Annotated in this window: 14 protein-coding genes and 1 tRNA gene; 11 read left to right on the top strand and 4 right to left on the bottom strand. The window is 58.6% G+C overall.

Annotated features, from left to right (window positions below; all coding sequences use genetic code 11):
* Window positions 1–427 precede the first annotated feature (427 nt).
* From ACIGHL_RS03850 to ACIGHL_RS03870, 5 genes are all read left to right on the top strand, one after another.
* Window positions 428–1,330, top strand: a complete 903-nt coding sequence (locus ACIGHL_RS03850) for a hypothetical protein (RefSeq protein WP_128119508.1) — start codon at window positions 428–430, stop codon at window positions 1,328–1,330.
* Window positions 1,327–1,779 carry a phage holin family protein gene (locus ACIGHL_RS03855; RefSeq protein ID WP_128119507.1) on the top strand — a complete coding sequence of 151 codons (453 nt, stop codon included), beginning with the start codon at window positions 1,327–1,329 and terminating at the stop codon, window positions 1,777–1,779. Before ACIGHL_RS03850 ends, ACIGHL_RS03855 begins: the two co-directional genes overlap by 4 nt.
* A complete protein-coding gene (locus ACIGHL_RS03860) occupies window positions 1,776–2,588 on the top strand; it encodes a DUF3618 domain-containing protein (protein ID WP_128119506.1) in 813 nt (270 codons plus the stop codon). The genes ACIGHL_RS03855 and ACIGHL_RS03860 overlap by 4 nt, the downstream gene beginning before the upstream one ends.
* Window positions 2,589–2,689: 101 nt before the next feature.
* Window positions 2,690–2,765 (top strand) — tRNA-Thr (locus ACIGHL_RS03865).
* A 192-nt stretch (window positions 2,766–2,957) separates the two neighbouring features.
* Window positions 2,958–5,162: an OsmC domain/YcaO domain-containing protein gene (locus ACIGHL_RS03870; RefSeq protein ID WP_128119505.1), complete on the top strand. Its 2,205-nt coding sequence runs from the start codon at window positions 2,958–2,960 to the stop codon at window positions 5,160–5,162.
* Between the two features lie 80 nt (window positions 5,163–5,242).
* On the opposite strand, the gene ACIGHL_RS03875 is transcribed toward ACIGHL_RS03870, so the two are convergent.
* Window positions 5,243–6,484: a polysaccharide pyruvyl transferase family protein gene (locus tag ACIGHL_RS03875; RefSeq protein WP_128119504.1), complete on the bottom strand. Its 1,242-nt coding sequence runs from the start codon at window positions 6,482–6,484 to the stop codon at window positions 5,243–5,245.
* Complete coding sequence (locus ACIGHL_RS03880) at window positions 6,481–7,752, bottom strand: oligosaccharide flippase family protein (RefSeq protein ID WP_128119503.1); 1,272 nt, start codon at window positions 7,750–7,752, stop codon at window positions 6,481–6,483. Before ACIGHL_RS03880 ends, ACIGHL_RS03875 begins: the two co-directional genes overlap by 4 nt.
* A 315-nt stretch (window positions 7,753–8,067) precedes the next feature.
* On the opposite strand from ACIGHL_RS03880, the gene ACIGHL_RS03885 reads away from it, so the two are divergent.
* The 5 genes from ACIGHL_RS03885 to ACIGHL_RS03905 all read left to right on the top strand — a co-directional run bounded on the left by ACIGHL_RS03885 (window position 8,068) and on the right by ACIGHL_RS03905 (window position 12,265).
* Window positions 8,068–8,943 (top strand): YihY/virulence factor BrkB family protein, encoded by an 876-nt coding sequence (locus ACIGHL_RS03885; protein WP_128119502.1) that lies wholly within the window; start codon window positions 8,068–8,070, stop codon window positions 8,941–8,943.
* Window positions 8,944–9,122: 179 nt separating this feature from the next.
* Window positions 9,123–10,238: an N-acetylglucosaminyl phosphatidylglycerol synthase gene (gpgS, locus tag ACIGHL_RS03890; RefSeq protein WP_128119501.1), complete on the top strand. Its 1,116-nt coding sequence runs from the start codon at window positions 9,123–9,125 to the stop codon at window positions 10,236–10,238.
* Window positions 10,231–10,995, top strand: coding sequence for an N-acetylglucosaminyl phosphatidylglycerol deacetylase (gene gpgD, locus ACIGHL_RS03895; protein WP_128119500.1), 765 nt, complete (start codon window positions 10,231–10,233; stop codon window positions 10,993–10,995). Before gpgS ends, gpgD begins: the two co-directional genes overlap by 8 nt.
* Window positions 10,992–11,984 carry a glucosaminyl phosphatidylglycerol flippase gene (gene gpgF / locus ACIGHL_RS03900; protein ID WP_128119499.1) on the top strand — a complete coding sequence of 331 codons (993 nt, stop codon included), beginning with the start codon at window positions 10,992–10,994 and terminating at the stop codon, window positions 11,982–11,984. The genes gpgD and gpgF overlap by 4 nt, the downstream gene beginning before the upstream one ends.
* A gap of 89 nt (window positions 11,985–12,073) precedes the next feature.
* Entirely contained in the window at window positions 12,074–12,265 is a 192-nt protein-coding gene (locus ACIGHL_RS03905; protein WP_045429079.1) for a CsbD family protein, read from the top strand.
* Window positions 12,266–12,319: 54 nt separating this feature from the next.
* Here ACIGHL_RS03905 and fdxA read toward each other — a convergent pair whose 3' ends face one another.
* Window positions 12,320–12,643 (bottom strand): ferredoxin FdxA, encoded by a 324-nt coding sequence (gene fdxA / locus ACIGHL_RS03910; protein ID WP_019342347.1) that lies wholly within the window; start codon window positions 12,641–12,643, stop codon window positions 12,320–12,322.
* A 132-nt stretch (window positions 12,644–12,775) separates the two neighbouring features.
* Complete coding sequence (gene mutS / locus ACIGHL_RS03915; RefSeq protein ID WP_128119583.1) at window positions 12,776–15,346, bottom strand: DNA mismatch repair protein MutS; 2,571 nt, start codon at window positions 15,344–15,346, stop codon at window positions 12,776–12,778.
* A 235-nt stretch (window positions 15,347–15,581) separates the two neighbouring features.
* Here mutS and ACIGHL_RS03920 point away from each other — a divergent pair, with 235 nt between their 5' ends.
* Window positions 15,582–16,007 (top strand): potassium channel family protein, encoded by a 426-nt coding sequence (locus tag ACIGHL_RS03920; RefSeq protein WP_181689969.1) that lies wholly within the window; start codon window positions 15,582–15,584, stop codon window positions 16,005–16,007.
* Window positions 16,008–16,024 lie beyond the last annotated feature (17 nt).

The following is a 16,024-nucleotide window of genomic DNA, read 5'->3' on the forward strand; positions in this document are numbered from 1 at the left end:
GGGCCTTCGGGCCCGTTTTTTATTGTCTGGGGGGTTCTTGTTTGCGAATAACAGTGCAGCTCGTCGGCTGCGGTTCCGCTCTGAAACTATCGCGAGATGAGTTTGGCAATCAGCGATACATACAACGAATGCACATGTTGCCGTTTCGCTTGCTATTTGCCGCTTCGCTTTAACGCAGTATTCATGCGGCATAGCGCGAAATGGTTGGCGAAGTGCCACTTGGCGAAGTGGCCGAAGTTCATTTCGTGTTTAGTTTTCATTAGCTTGCGGAGGGCACTTCTCATGGTCCCAAAAGAATGGAACTCAAAAATCTACCCCCGGTCACCATATATGTGCGCACCGAAAATACACAGTTCGCGGCTCACCGCTCCTACTGTGTCCCTACGGACCGTGGTCTTCCGGCCAAGCCATATAAAAGGTGAATCAAATGACTACACCCGACGAAGAAATTACTGGTTACGGTGGCCAACCTAAGACCGGCCCCAATTCCACAACCAGCTCCACAGGCTCTAACGCCACCAGCTCGACGAGCTCGAACATGGGGTCGGGTGGAAGCCATACCTCAAATCAAAGCTCCAACACAGGCTCCAGCACTGCCGGACATGCCGCTGAAGATGCCAAGGCGAAAGCTCGTCAAGCGGCCGATCAGGTAAAAACTCAGGGCAAATCTCAGTTGGAAGGCTATCGGGAAACCGCAGCTGATGAAATTGAGAAAGTCGCCCAAAGTGCTAAAGCTGCTGCTCAAGAGCTAGAAGGGCAAGACCGCCTTGGGCTGTCCAACTACGTCTCTGACATGGCGCAAAGCATGGTGCAGTTCTCCGATAGTCTGCGTGGCAAGAGCGTGGACGAGCTGCTCCAAGACGTGAATCGTCTTGCACGAAACAACCCCGCTCTGTTCCTCACCGGGAGTGTGGCTTTGGGCTTCGGCCTTACCCGTTTTGCCCGCGCTTCGAGCAAGCGCGCATCGCAAGAAGATTATGGCCATCAGAGCAGCCATGCGGTCGGTGGCTCCAGCAGCCATCACAGTTCCGACCAAGATGAGCTAAACGATCGTCTCAGCACAGGTGAGCCGGGCTCTATCGGTAGTGTTAGCAATGCAGGCGTTTCGTCTGCAACCAGCACTTCCAGGCCGACCACCGGAACCTCTGTAGGTACCGGCTCAGCTACCGGCGTCGGAACAGGCCTTGGCACAGGCTCCACTGGGACGGGCACCCGTACTGGCGCCAATACCAGCAACGGGTTGGGTGTTGGTTCGAACGCTGGCTCCAGCAGCACGGGTTCCACTACCAGCCGCGACGGCAAGGGTACCGACGGAGGACTTTTCCCATGAGTGAAGCACGTAAGACAACGAACACGACCTCCACAGCCAATACGACTGCAGAGCCTGGCCACCGCGCCGAAAGCGACACCTCTGTAGGTGGACTGCTTCGTCAGCTAACGCACGAAGTGCCGTCCTTGATCACCAAGGAGTTGGCGCTGGCGAAGGCTGAAATGACCGAGTCGATCCGCGCGACCAAAGCGGGTGCTGGCAGCGTCGCTACCGGCGGTGCAGTGCTTCTCGGCGGATTCATCGTTCTACTGATGTCGGCCGTATACGGGCTGAGCAACGTGGTTGAGCCTTGGCTCGCCGCGCTGATCGTCGGCGCTGTCGTAGTGGTTATCGGGTTGATCATGGTGTCGTCCGGCAAGAAGAAGTTTCAGGCTTCTTCGTTCAAGCCGGAGCGCACCATTCATTCGGTCAACAAGGATAAAGAAGCTGTGAAGGGGCACACATCATGAGCACACGTAATCAGATTGATGCCGAAGCGCAAAAGGATCCGGACGAGCTAGAGCGTGAGATCGATCAGACCCGTACCGAGATCGGCAACATTGTTCATGCGCTTGAGAACAAGCTGTCTCCCGGTGAGTTGATTGATACCGCACTGGGCTACGTCAAAGGCGGCGGTGGCGAGTTCTTCAGTAACCTTAGCAATACGGTAAAGGCCAATCCGGTGCCGACCGTGCTTACCTCGATCGGCCTGATCTGGATGATGGCTGGGCAGAATCGCCAGCCTCACTCCAACGTCACCACAGCGGGTTACAGTACTGGCTCGAATGGCCCGTCGATGGGTGACAAGCTGTCCGCTAAAACCGCTGGCATCAAGCAGCAAGGTGCCAGCATGAAGGAAAAGGCCAGCCATATGGGTCAGAGCGTTTCCGAGTCGTTGGGCAGTGCACGCAGTCGAGCAAGCGACTCCAGTCGTCAGGCATCTGCGCGGCTTCGCGGTGGTGCAGGCCGGGCGCGTGGCGGATTCAACCAGCTGCTGCAGGAACAGCCGTTGGCTCTTGGTGCGATCGGTATCGCATTGGGCGCTTTGATTGCTGCATCGGTCCCCCCGTCCCGTCGTGAAGACGAAATGCTCGGTGAGGCCAGCGATCGCATGACCGATCAACTTCGACACAAAGCGGAAGAGGGCTATCAGAAAGCTTCCGCTAAAGGTGAAGAAGTGGCGAATCGCGTCAAGCAGGACGTCAGCAACAGCAGCGATAGCAACCGCTCGAACTCCGGCTCGACCGGTACTACCGGTACGACGTCAGCCGGTATATAACGCAGCGCAAACGCCGAGTCGACTTAGGTCGGTGATAGCGTCTGTTTCGCCGGTGCGGGCTTGAGTCCGCACCGGCGAAATTCGATAATGCGCCGCTCGGCGCCGGTGTAGCTCAGTAGGTAGAGCAGCGCATTCGTAATGCGAAGGTCGGGGGTTCGACTCCTCTCACCGGCACCAATGAAATCAAAGGCTCGCAGCGATGCGGGCCTTTTCATTTTCCGGCGGTTAGGCAGCGTCGCCATGCATCGTAGCGACGTTTGAGCCGCCAGAAAGAGTGCCTGATAGCGAACTGCTTTCTCGCAAAAGAATAAGACATCTAGCCTGGAAGCCGGATAATAGCGATCAAATGTATCGTTCTGGTAATCCCGCATGGAAATCAAGGTTAATTTTCTCGACAACCTCAGGCTCGAAGCCAAGTTTGATGATTTCACGGTGGTCGCCGATCAACCGATTCGTTACAAGGGTGATGGTTCGGCACCGGGGCCTTTCGACTATTTCCTGGCTTCGTCGGCGCTATGTGCCGCGTACTTCGTAAAGTTGTATTGCCAGACGCGCAGTATCCCTACCGAAAACATTCGCTTATCGCAGAACAACATTGTCGATCCGGAGAATCGCTACAACCAGGTATTCAAGATTCAGGTTGAGTTGCCTGCGGATATTTCCGATAAGGACCGCCAGGGCATCTTGCGTTCAATCGAGCGCTGCACCGTCAAGAAGGTGGTGCAAACCGGGCCGGAGTTCGTCATTGAAGAGGTCGAGAACCTGGACGCCGATGCGCAGGCCTTGCTTCTGCCCGGCACAGAATCAGAGGCGCGCACCTATATAGCAGGTAAGGATCTGCCTTTGGAGCAGACGATCGCCAATATGTCCGGACTCCTGGCCGATCTTGGCATGAAGATCGAAATCGCCTCGTGGCGCAATATCGTGCCGAACGTCTGGTCGCTGCATATCCGCGATGCGCATTCGCCGATGTGTTTTACCAACGGGAAAGGCGCCACTAAGGAAAGTGCTTTAGCGTCGGCGCTAGGCGAATTTATCGAGCGAATCAATTGTAATTTCTTCTACAACGATCAGTTCTGGGGAGAAGATATTGCCAATGCCGCCTTCGTTCATTATCCGAACGAGCGTTGGTTCAAGCCTGGCCGTAAGGATGCGTTGCCAGCGGAAATACTCGATGAGTACTGCCTGGAAATATATAACCCCGACGGAGATTTGCGCGGCTCGCATTTGTACGACACCAACTCTGGCAATGTAAAGCGAGGCATCTGCGCCTTGCCTTATATCCGGCAATCGGACGGGGAGGAGGTGTATTTCCCATCCAACCTGATCGAAAATCTGTTTCTCAGCAATGGCATGAGCGCCGGCAATACGCTGGCCGAAGCTCAGGTGCAATGCCTATCAGAAATTTTCGAGCGAGCCGTTAAACGGGAAATCCTCGAAGGAGAAATTGCGCTGCCGGATGTTCCCCAGAACGTGTTGGCAAAATTCCCCGGCATCGTAGCGGGCATCAAGGGGCTGGAAGAGCAAGGCTTCCCGGTGCTGGTCAAAGATGCCTCGCTGGGCGGGCAGTTCCCGGTGATGTGCGTCACCTTGATGAACCCTCGAACCGGTGGCGTATTTGCCTCATTCGGCGCTCATCCGAGCTTCGAAGTTGCGCTGGAGCGCAGCCTCACGGAGTTGCTGCAAGGACGCAGTTTCGAAGGGCTCAACGATCTGCCTCAGCCGACCTTCGAAAGCAATGCAGTGACCGAGCCGAACAACTTCGTGGAACATTTCATCGATTCGAGCGGTGTGGTGTCGTGGCGCTTCTTCAGCTCCAAAGCAGACTTCGATTTCGTTGAATGGGATTTCACGGCCGATGGCGACGACGCCAATGCCCAGGAGGCCGCAACCTTGTTCGGCATCCTCGAAGAGATGGGGAAGGAAGCCTATATGGCGATCTACGAGGACCTGGGCGCAACGGCTTGCCGCATCCTTGTGCCCGGCTATTCCGAGATCTACCCGGTGGAGGATCTGATCTGGGACAACACCAACAAAGCGCTACTGTTCCGTGCGGATATCCTGAGTCTGCACAGCCTGGACGATGCCGGTTTGCAAGCACTTGTCGAGCGGCTGGAAGAAAGCGAACTGGATGACTACACCGACATCACGACATTGATCGGGATTGAGTTCGACGACAACACCGCTTGGGGGCAGCTCACCATTCTTGAGTTGAAGCTGTTGATCTATCTCGCCCTGCAGCGATTCGAGGAAGCCAAAGAGCTGGTTGAGGCCTTTCTGCAGTTCAACGACAACACCGTCGAGCGCGGCTTGTTCTACCAGGCGTTAAATGTCGTGTTGGAGGTGGAGCTGGACGAGGAGCTGCAACTTGATGATTACGAGGTCAACTTCCGCCGGATGTTTGGCGATGCTCGGATGGATGCGGTGATCGGGTCGTTGGACGGTAGCGTGCGCTTCTTCGGCTTGACGCCTACCAGCACCAAACTCGAAGGGCTTGATCGCCACCAGCGGCTCGTTGACAGCTACCGGAAGCTCCACACGGCTCGAGCCAATGCGATGACTTCGGTTCGCTAGTTTGTCGGCCGAGCGAAGGCTGATGGACAAAAATGCCCGCATAGTTGCGGGCTCTTTCGTGGTGCAGCGCGGCTGCTGATTCAGTTCGCGGCTACGGCTTCCGGCTTGTGCTGTTCGTTGCGGGTTTTCTCACCGCGCGCAGGGGCCGCGTCGTAGAGCTCGACCATATGGTCGAGGTTAGCCCGCACGCGGCCTTTCATGGCTTCGACCACCGCGCGCAGCTCGGCCCGCTGGCTGTCGCCGAATACGTTGATCAGGTTGGTGCCGATCTGGCTGATCTGCGGGACCTCTGCAAAGCCGCACGACTGCTTGGGAACCCAGGTTTCAAGAAAGCTCGAGAGCTTGATTACGCGCTGCGGGAGCAATGCTATTTGCGGAACGGCGTATGCAAGCGCGGTGATCGCGCCGTGCAGGCTGGTACCGCAATAGAGCTTGCTGGTGGCGATGCAGCGAATGATGTCTTCGATGTTGCCACTGTCTACACGGTAGGCGCGCTCGTCACCGAGCAGGCTGTGCAGCTTGTCGAGCGGTTCGTCATCCGAGTGCCCAGGCGCCTTGCCGATGGTGAGCAGCGCGATCTTCAGCCCGGTATTGACGTTGAGTTCGGTCAGTTGCTGAGCGATCGCCTCGATGCGGCGCTTGGCGTGGTGATCGGAGATATGGAAGACGATATGGCCGGGCTCGGCGGGATCGACCTGCTGCGGGAAGATATCGGATATCAGGATTGCGCTATCCGGCACCAGGTTGTGTTCGACTCCGAGCTTGTCCAGCTCAGCCGAAGTTTCCCGGTCACGTACCGACACATAGGTGCAGTCTTTGAGGTTGCGCTTGATGGCATCATGGATCAGCGGCTTCTTGCGGCTGATCTCGTTTCCACCGACGCTGTTGTACATCACCTTGTAGCCGGGCAGGTCGCGTTCGCCAAGGACGAGCGGGATGTCCGACGGAATCGAAGTGAACATTCGACTCAGGCGGATGAACGCCTTATGGCCGATCAGATAGGGGCTCGCCTTGATCGGGTAATAGATCGCCTGCGGTGCGAGGTAGCCGATGATGCTTTCCCACTGCGCCGTAAGGCACTCGCCGCCGGCCACGATGAGCATCGTTTTGGGCTGCTGACGGGTGGCATCCAGCGCTTTTTTCAACGGAACGGTGGGAAGCGCCCCGTACCGTGAAAGATTGGACTTCTTGGTCGCGGCGACTATCACGGAAAAGCGACCATCCGCTTCCAGGTAACGCTTGAGGACGATTGCAAAGAGCAGATCGCCATAGTTGTGCCGGTCATAGGCTCCGTAAGCGATTACGTTTACCCGGTCAGTCATGGCGTCGGACTCCTTTCGATGTTCTTGAACTGCACGTAGAGCAGGGTGTTTTTGATCGCCAGCGCTACGGCTGTGGCAAAGCAGGCGCCGTTGACGCCGTAGCGCGGAATGAGGATCAGGTTTAGCGCGACGTTGATCACGCAGGCCGCGATGTTGTTGTGCAAGTAACGACGGTGATTGCCAGTCATGGTCATGAAGATGCCCAGCGGGCCTGCGGCCAGGACAAAGAAATACCCGATGGCAAGGACCAGCAATGGATAGACGCCTTGCTCGCGGTACTCGGGGCCGAACACGGCAAGGATGTACTCGCGTAGCAGGCCGATGGCGAGCAGGATCATCAGCGCCAGCGCAAGCATGAAGCGCGAATACTTGCGGACAATAGCGAACGCACCAGCGCGGTCGTTCTGCGCCCAGCGTTTGGAGATGTCCGGGGCGATGGTGCCGTTGATGATGAACAGCAGCGTGGTCGAGAGCGCTGCGATCTTGGCGGCGATGTAATAGATGCTGACTTCGCTGGCCGAGCGCAGCACGCCGAGCAATAGCGTGTCGGACAGCTCGATGATGCTGTTCATCACCGCAATCAGCATCAGCGGTACACAGAGGATGAGCATCTCTCGCCAGCCCAGCACCGCTTCCGATCCTGAGCGGGGCAGGCTGCGGCGGGCGCGCCAGACTGAACCGAGGATCGCCAGTGCGAAGCTGAGCACAAAGCAGCCTACAACGGTTGTCAGATCGCTACCCGTGATAGCCACCAGCAGAAGCGTTAGCGCAGGCTGGAAGGCCGTTTGCCAGAACAGGCCTTCGCTGGTCTTGTGCTTGGCCTTCAAGGTTTCGCTGGCGATGCTCAGCAGCGACAGGCCGAGCGCGGTAACAGCGAAAAGAACCACCGCATGCGCGAAATAGGCTTGTGTGGTCTCGGAGAAATACACCACTGCCAGGCCGATCAGGAACGCGGGAATGTTCATCAGCGCGGCAAGCATCAGCGCACGGTCGAAGTAGCTTCGCTGTTGGCCTTCGTGCAGGGAAGAGATGTTCTTCAGGCAGGCGATGTCGAGGCCCAGCCGCGCCAGCAATGACAGGAATATGCCGAGGGCTACGCAAAAGAACACGGTCCCGGCAAGCTCTGGCACCAACAGGCGCGCCAATAGGACGTTCAGGCCGAGCGTAGCACCCGCGCCGCTGCCTTTGGTAACGATGAGCCTGGCGTATTTGACGAGGTCGGCTTTCATTCCTGGCTGGGGTGCGTCCGTGGCGTAGGCCGATTTCATTTACTGCTCCTGCTGTCACGAATTGCGACAAGCCATGTTGGCGTCCGGGTTGCTCTGCCGCTCAACGCGAATCCACTCAAGAGCGGTTCGCAGAACGACGATGATGCAGGCGTTCCCAGTCAGCGACCGCTAAATTGGCAACTCCATCAAGAGCGCTGTCGAGGCGGAAAGTTCCTCCATCGTCCTTACTGCCTGGCTTAATTCCTGGTCGTCGGGAGAGGGGCGGCAGGCGCTGGCGTTCTTTGGCGAACTCTTACAAAGCAGGGCCGTCCCATTTTTGACGGCTTTGGCTTTTAACGACGAGCGATAAGGGGAATGGCGATGCTGGATTTGCGTGGTGTAGGTGGCTTCGAGCTGCTGAAACGCACCTTCAAGGAGTTCAGCAATGACGACATGACTACCTACGCGTCGGCATTGGCCTACCGGGCCATCTTCTCGTTGTTTCCCTTTCTGCTGTTTCTGATTTCGCTGCTTGGTCTGCTAGATCTGCAAGAATTTTTCACCTGGCTCCGTGAGCAGGTTTCGCTGGTGTTGCCACCCGACGCCCTGAGCCTGGTCAATCCTGTCATTGACGAGATGCAGGAGAAAAAAGGTGGCTTCCTTTCCTTCGGTATTCTCGTGGCGTTGTGGTCGGCCTCGATCGGGGTGCGCTCGTTGATGAACGCGATGAACAGGGCCTACGACGTCGAAGAAGGGCGGCCAACCTGGAAGCTGATCCTCCTCTCGGTCGTATACACCATTGGCCTGGCGCTGATTCTCCTGGCTACCGCGGCACTGATGATTGTCGGCCCACAAGTCATCGAGTGGTTGGCCGATCAGGTTGGCCTGAAGGACATCGTAGTCACCCTCTGGACCTGGCTGCGCTGGCCGGTCGTGGTGGTGCTGATGATGCTGGTGCTGGCGGTGATCTATTACGTCACGCCCGATGTCGAACAGGAGTTCCGCTTCATCACCCCAGGCTCGGTGCTTGCTGTGATCGTCTGGATTGCCGCCTCCATCGCCTTCGGCTTGTATGTACAGAACTTTGGAAACTACGACGCGACTTACGGAAGCATCGGGGCGGTCATCGTTCTTCTGCTGTACTTCTATATTTCGGCGGCAGTCCTGCTCTTCGGTGCCGAGATGAATGCCGTAATCGAACACGCCTCGGCAGAGGGTAAGGCTGAGGGCGACAAGCGAGTCAACGGCTAGCGCGCCGAAGTAACGCGGATGCGTCTGCGAACAACCGCTTAGGTCGGTGGTCCATTGATTTCATTGCAGAATCTTTCGGGCAAATGGCCCGGTTGTGGCCTCAACAACAGACGGCTGATCACAGCTAGCTGGCCGGGCTCCGAAGGCTCTGCATCGAGACCTAACGGAGACGCTCCACTTTGCACATCGCCGACATGACCATGTTCTACGCACCCGCCAGTGGCGGGGTGCGTACTTATCTCGAGGCTAAACACCGCCGGCTGCAGCTCTATGCGGGCGTTCGCCATAGCATCCTGGTCCCAGGTGAGAGCTATAGCCACAACGCAGGCATCTATCAGATACCAGCGCCCGCACTCCCTTTCGGCAAAGGCTACCGATTTCCAGTAAGACGCGCGCCCTGGCGTAATCAGCTGCGTTCGCTGCGTCCCGACGTGATCGAGGTTGGGGATCCTTATATGACTGCCTGGGCGGCGCTGGATGCTGGCCGCAGGCTCGACGTGCCGGTAATCGGCTTTTATCACTCAGACCTTCCACTGTTGGTGAGCAACCGTATCGGTGGATGGTTGGGCACCAACATGAACGGCTATGTGTCGAGGCTTTACAGCAGCTTCGACCGTGTGCTGGCGCCAAGCCGAGTGATGGCGGAAAAGCTGGTTTCACTGGGCGTCGACAACGTCTATGTGCAGCCGTTGGGCGTTGATCTGGATACCTTTCGGCCAAGCCTGCGTGACCCGCAAGTTCGCCGGGAGCTGGGTCTCGCCGACGATGCACGACTGATGATTTTTGCCGGCCGAGGATCGCGCGAAAAGAACCTGGACGTACTGTTGGAAACCGCGCGGCGGTTGGGGGAGCCCTATCATCTGCTGCTGGTAGGGTCGGGCATGCCTCATCGGGTGCCATCCAACGTATCGGTGATTGACCGGTTTTGCCCTGCCGCGGAGGTGGCGCGCTACATGGCCAGCAGCGACGTCCTGCTGCACGCCGGTAATCAGGAGACGTTCGGCCTGGTAGCGCTCGAAGCCATGGCCAGTGGGATACCCGTTATCGCGGCACGCGCCGGCGCATTGCCTGAACTGGTGCCGTTCCATACAGGTCGGCTATGCCGCCCGTTGGACGCCGCTGCGATGGCGCAGACCGTACGAGAGTTGTTCGAGGACGATCCGCGATTGCTCGGCATGCAAGCCCGTCAGCATGTCGAGGCGCACCATGCATGGGATGCGGTGGTCGCCGGCTTGTTGGCGCACTATCACGCGGTATTGGGCACGGCGGAATTGCCGGTCGCCGTGCATGGCTGAGCGCAGCCTGATGCTGGTGCTGCATGACGTGGCGCCAGAGACATGGCCGGACTACCGGCCTTTTGTCGAAGCGGTCGACGCACTGGGCCAAATACCGATCTCATGGCTTGTGGTGCCGGATTTCCATCGACGCAACCGGCTTGAGGATCACGCCGATTTTCGACGTTTGCTGGATGGGCGGCTCGCTCGTGGCGATGAGTTGATCCTGCACGGTTGCTACCACGCAGATGAAGCGCCTTCGCCACGCACGCCACGTGACTGGTTCATGCGCCGCGTCTTTACCCACGAAGGCGAGTTCTACCCGCTGAGCCGCGAAGAGTCAGCCAGACGTCTACGGCGTGGCATCGCGCTGTTCGAACGCAATCAGTGGCCGCTGCACGGTTTCGTGTCGCCTGCCTGGCTTTTGGGGCCAGGAGCCCGAGAAGCGTTGGCAGCGACTGGGCTGACTTATACCAGCGACCCGGGCCACTTTTACTTACTGCCCGACTACCAAGCCATAGACGCGCCCGGCCTGGTCTGGAGTGCTCGAAGTGCATGGCGCCGCGGTATGTCACGGCTGCTCAGCGAGCGAATGCTCCAGCGGTACCAGCGGTCGCCGGTGTTGCGGCTCGGGTTGCACCCGGTGGACATGCGCCATGAGTTCTCGCGTCAATACTGGCTGGATCTGTTGACTCGGCTGTTGGCGGACGGGCGCGAACCGGTGACGAAGATAGATTGGCTTGATCGCCACGTATTGGCTTCGAGCGCTGCGGCATGAGTCGGCGTTGGTGGTTGCTGGCTGGCGCCTTGCTGATGGCCGCCCTGGTACCAATCCTGCTGGGCGGCAGCGACTTGCTCGAGCGATTACGGAGCTTTCCCCTTGGGTTGCTGCTAACGATGCTGGGCATGATCGTCGTCGGTTGGTATCTGAATGCGCTACGGCTGCGATTGCTTATAGGCCCCCGCCGGCTGGGGCAGCACCGTGCGGTGAGCATCGTGATCGCCACGGAATTCGCCATCTGTGCCACGCCCGGCGGTGCGGGTGGCCCTCTGACGATGATGGCGCTGCTGCTGCGCCATGGTGTGCCGCCTGCCAAGGGCACCGCAACCTATGCGGTCGAGCAGCTTACCGACCTGCTGTTTTTCGCCTGTGCGCTGGTGGGTGTGCTCATCTATGCGGTCACCCATTCGTTAAACACCTATATCGCCAGCCTGCTTGGCTTCAGTGCGGCACTGCTGATCGGCCTGATGGTGCTACTTGCCTTGCTTGGCCGCTTTCACCGCCAGGTATTTCTGATCAACGGCTGGCTGATCGGTCGCCTGGGTGTGAAGGGCACGCGCCAGCGTAGCTGGGCCAGAAAAGTGCTGAGTTTTCGCAACGCCTTGCTTGAGTGTTTCAGGTTGCCGCGGACGATCCTGCTGGGAGTGTTCGTCCTGACCACGTTGCACTGGATGCTGCGCTATAGCGTGCTGTACCTGACCTTGCTGGGCCTGGGTAAACCGCTTGCCTGGGCTTGGACCTTTATCCTGCAGATGCTGGCCTTGACGGCCGGTCAGCTGAGCCTGCTACCGGGCGGTGCGGGCAGTGCCGAACTGGCCTCCGCGGCCTTGCTTGCGCCGTTGGTGGGGAAGTCCACGGCCGCGGCGGCCATTCTGATCTGGCGCTTCGTGACCTACTACTTCTATTTGATCGCTGGCGCGCCGCTGTTTCTGCATCTTGCCGGTCGGCCATTGTTCGATCGCCTGGCCAAAGCGCGCAATGTTTGAACGGCTTGATGAACCGTTCCTCGGGAAAACGAAACTATTGGCGAAGCGGTTCTGTCAACTGAACGTACCCAAGCAGAGAGGAATGTGCCATGAGCAGTACTGGAGACAAAATGAAAGGCAACCTCAACGAAGCCGCGGGCAAGGCCAAACAGGGTCTGGGCGAGGCTACTGATAACGAGCGCATGAAAGGCGAAGGCCAGCGTCAGGAAGTCAAAGGCGACGCTCAGCAAGTCAAGGGCGAAGCCAAAGACACTGTGAAGAAGGGCGTTGATCGCGCCTGACTGCTGTGACATGAAAAAAGCCCGCATCGTGCGGGCTTTTTTTGTTTCTGGCGCTTAGCGCTCCAGGTGCTGCAGCTTGTCCTTTACGCCGTCCCACTCTTCAGCATCGGGCAGCGAGTCCTTTTTCTCTGTGATGTTCGGCCAGACTTCCGCCAGGTCGGCGTTCAGCTGGATGTACTCCTGCTGATCATCTGGCACTTCATCTTCGGAGAAGATCGCCTGGGCAGGGCACTCCGGCTCGCAGAGCGCGCAGTCAATGCACTCGTCCGGATGAATGACCAGGAAGTTCGGGCCTTCGTAGAAGCAGTCCACCGGACAGACTTCCACACAGTCGGTGTATTTGCACTTGATGCAGTTGTCGGTGACGACGAAGGTCATTTCTAGCTATCTCCTCGGGCGTGTCAGGTGGCGTTGCAATGACGCCCCCGTTCGGCAGGACTATGACGGCATCAGGCAAATGCCGCCTATATCCAAAAAATGCGCGCGATTCTAGCAGCTTTTTTGCAGCCGTCAGACACGCGCTTTCAGGTTGTATAGCAGGTCCAGCGCCTGGCGCGGGCTCATATCATCGGGATTGATCCGACTCAATTCTTCGACTACCGGGTGTGGCAGGCTTGCAAACAGGTCGCTCTGCTGAGGTGGCGCAGGCTGGCCGGGGGTTATCTTGGGCGTTTCGTGGGGCAGGCTGGTGGTTTCCAGCCGCGACAGATGGTCGCGTGCGCGCTGGATCACTTCGCCAGGCACACCGGCTAACTGTGCCACGGCCAAGCCATAACTCTGGCTCGCCGGTCCCGGCAAGACATGGTGAAGGAAGACGATGCGTTCGTTGTGCTCGGTGGCCGACAGGTGCACGTTGGCCACCACCGGCTGGCTTTCCGGCAGCACGGTGAGTTCGAAGTAGTGCGTCGCGAAAAGGGTATAGGCGCGCAGCTTGGCCAGGTGTTCGGCCGCTGCCCAGGCCAGTGACAAGCCATCGAAGGTACTGGTGCCGCGCCCGACTTCGTCCATCAGCACCAGGCTGCGGTCGCTGGCGTTATGCAGGATGTTGGCCGTCTCGCTCATTTCGACCATGAAGGTCGAGCGGCCGCCGGCCAGATCATCTGACGAGCCGATGCGGGTAAAGATGCGATCGACCAGAGACAGTTCGCAGGCTTTGGCTGGCACGAAACTGCCGATTTGCGCCAGCAGTACGATCAGCGCCGTTTGGCGCATGTAAGTTGACTTACCGCCCATGTTCGGGCCGGTGATCACCAGCATGCGGGTTTCGTCATCAAGGTTGAGGTCGTTGGCGACGAAGGGCGTCTGCAACACCTGTTCAACCACAGGATGACGGCCCTGTTCGATCTGCAGGCAGGGATGCTCGACGAAACGCGGGCGGTTGAGGTCGAGCGTCAGGGCACGTTCGGCCAGGTTGCTGAGCACGTCGAGTTCGGCCAGTGCCGCGGCGCTATCCTGCAGGGGTGCAAGATGACCGATGAGCAACTCCAGCAGTTCTTCATAGAGCAGCTTTTCGCGCGCCAGTGCTCGGCTCTTGGCAGACAGCGCCTTGTCTTCGAACTCTTTGAGCTCCGGCGTGATGAAACGCTCGGCGCCCTTCAGCGTTTGCCTGCGGATGTAGTCAGCCGGCGCAGATTCCGCCTGTTTGCTGGGCAGCTCGATGAAATAGCCATGCACCCGGTTGTAGCCGACCTTGAGGTTGGCCAGCCCGGTGCGGGCTTTCTCACGAGTTTCCAGATCCATCAGGTACTGGCCGGCGGTCTCCGACAGCGATTGCAGTTCGTCCAGTTCAGCGTCATAGCCAGTCTTCAACACGCCGCCTTCGCGGATCACTGCCGGCGGGTTATCGATGATGGCCTTTGCCAACAACGCAGCGAGCTCGGGGTAGGTCCGGATGGTGGTCGCCAGCTCGGTCAGATGAGGGGCGACCAGTTCCGTCATGCCCTCCTGAAGCTGCGGCAGAGCTGCGAGCGCGTCACGCAGGCGCGCAAGATCGCGCGGCCGAGCGTTGCGCAAGCCGATTCGCGCGAGGATGCGCTCGAGATCACCGATCTCTTTCAGCTGTGGCTGGATCTGTTCGAAGCGATAATGCTCGAGCAGGCAGGTGATTGAGTCCTGGCGGGCCTCGAGCGTGCTTCGATCACGCAACGGGCGATTGAGCCAGCGGCTGAGCAGGCGGCTACCCATGGCGGTCTGGCAGCGATCGACTACTGATTGCAAGGTATTCTCGCGCCCACCGCCGAGATTAATGTCCAGTTCCAGATTGCGCCGGGTCGCGCCGTCAAGGATGACCGTCTCGTCGAGACGCTCGTGTCGAAGGCTGCGCAGATGATGCAAAGCGGTACGCTGGGTTTCCTTGGCATAGGTCAGGAGGCAGCCGGCGGCGCCGATAGCGAGCGTCAACCGCTCGCACCCAAAGCCTTTCAGATCCTGAGTCCCAAACTGTTGGCAGAGGCCTTTGAAGCCACTGTCGCGGTCGAAATCCCAAGGCGCTCGCCGGCGTACGCCGCGGCGCTTCTCGACTGGCAACTGGGTAGGCCAGTCGTCCGGGATCATCAGTTCAGCTGGGTTCAGGCGTTCTACCTCAGCCAGTAGCGTTTCCCAGCCGCCAAACTCCTGCACGCTGAATCGGCCGCTGGTGATGTCCAGCACTGACAGGCCGAACAGCTTCTCGTCGCCCACCACCGCTGCCAGGAGATTATCTCGGTGCTCGTCGAGCAGAGCTTCATCACTCACCGTGCCGGGGGTGATGATTCGCACCACCTGTCGCTCCACCGGGCCCTTGCTGGTCGCAGGGTCGCCGATCTGTTCGCAGATCACTACAGACTCGCCAAGCTTCACCAGGCGGCTGAGATAGCCCTCGGCGGAGTGAAACGGGATGCCCGCCATGGGTATCGCGTTACCACCGGACTGACCGCGCGCGGTCAGGGTGATGTCCAGCAGCTTGGCGGCTTTCTTGGCGTCGTCGTAGAACAGCTCGTAAAAGTCGCCCATGCGGTAGAACATCAGCTGGTCAGGATGCTCGCGTTTGAGCTTCCAGTACTGCTGCATCATGGGCGTGTGATGGGACAGGTCTTGTGACATATAGCTCGACTTGGTGCGATGTGCAGGTAACAGAGCAGACACGGCTGGGTCCCGTTTAGGTAACGGCCGTTGCTGGCCCTGTGCGCAGGATGAAATAAACCGGGAAGGTTATCATGGCCCGTACCAGGTGCGATGGGGCAACCTGCCGAGCTGATACCTGAGATGCCACGCATCGGTTTGAATGTTTGGGATTGCTATGTCTGCATTAGAACAGGCGTCGAATGCATCGACGAATTTGCTCCTCGTTACGCTGGTCAACGTAATTGTCGTCGCGGTGGTCGTGGCGGTTCACTACGAGTTTCTGTCGCGGCTGTCTGCAAGCAGGCCGAGCCCACATTTCCATCATCGCGTAGGAATCGTGTTTGGCGTGTTCGGTGCGTTGACGGCACATGCGGTAGAGGTCTGGGTGTTTGCCGTTGCCTACTATCTCATGCATCACTCGCCCGGCTGGGGAACGCTGGCTGGTGAGTTCAGCGGCAGCCTGCTGGACTGTGCCTATTTCTCTTTCACGACATTTACGACCGTTGGCTTTGGCGACATCCATCCCGTCGGCGCCATTCGATTCCTGACGGGCATCGAGGCACTGACGGGATTGGTATTGATCACATGGACCGCCTCGTTTCTGTTTCTCGAAATGCAGCGCCACTGGACTGTCCGGTGAGTGCTTACAGCAGAGGG

The organism is Pseudomonas sp. NPDC077451 (assembly GCF_044543345.1).
GTDB lineage: Bacteria > Pseudomonadota > Gammaproteobacteria > Pseudomonadales > Pseudomonadaceae > Stutzerimonas.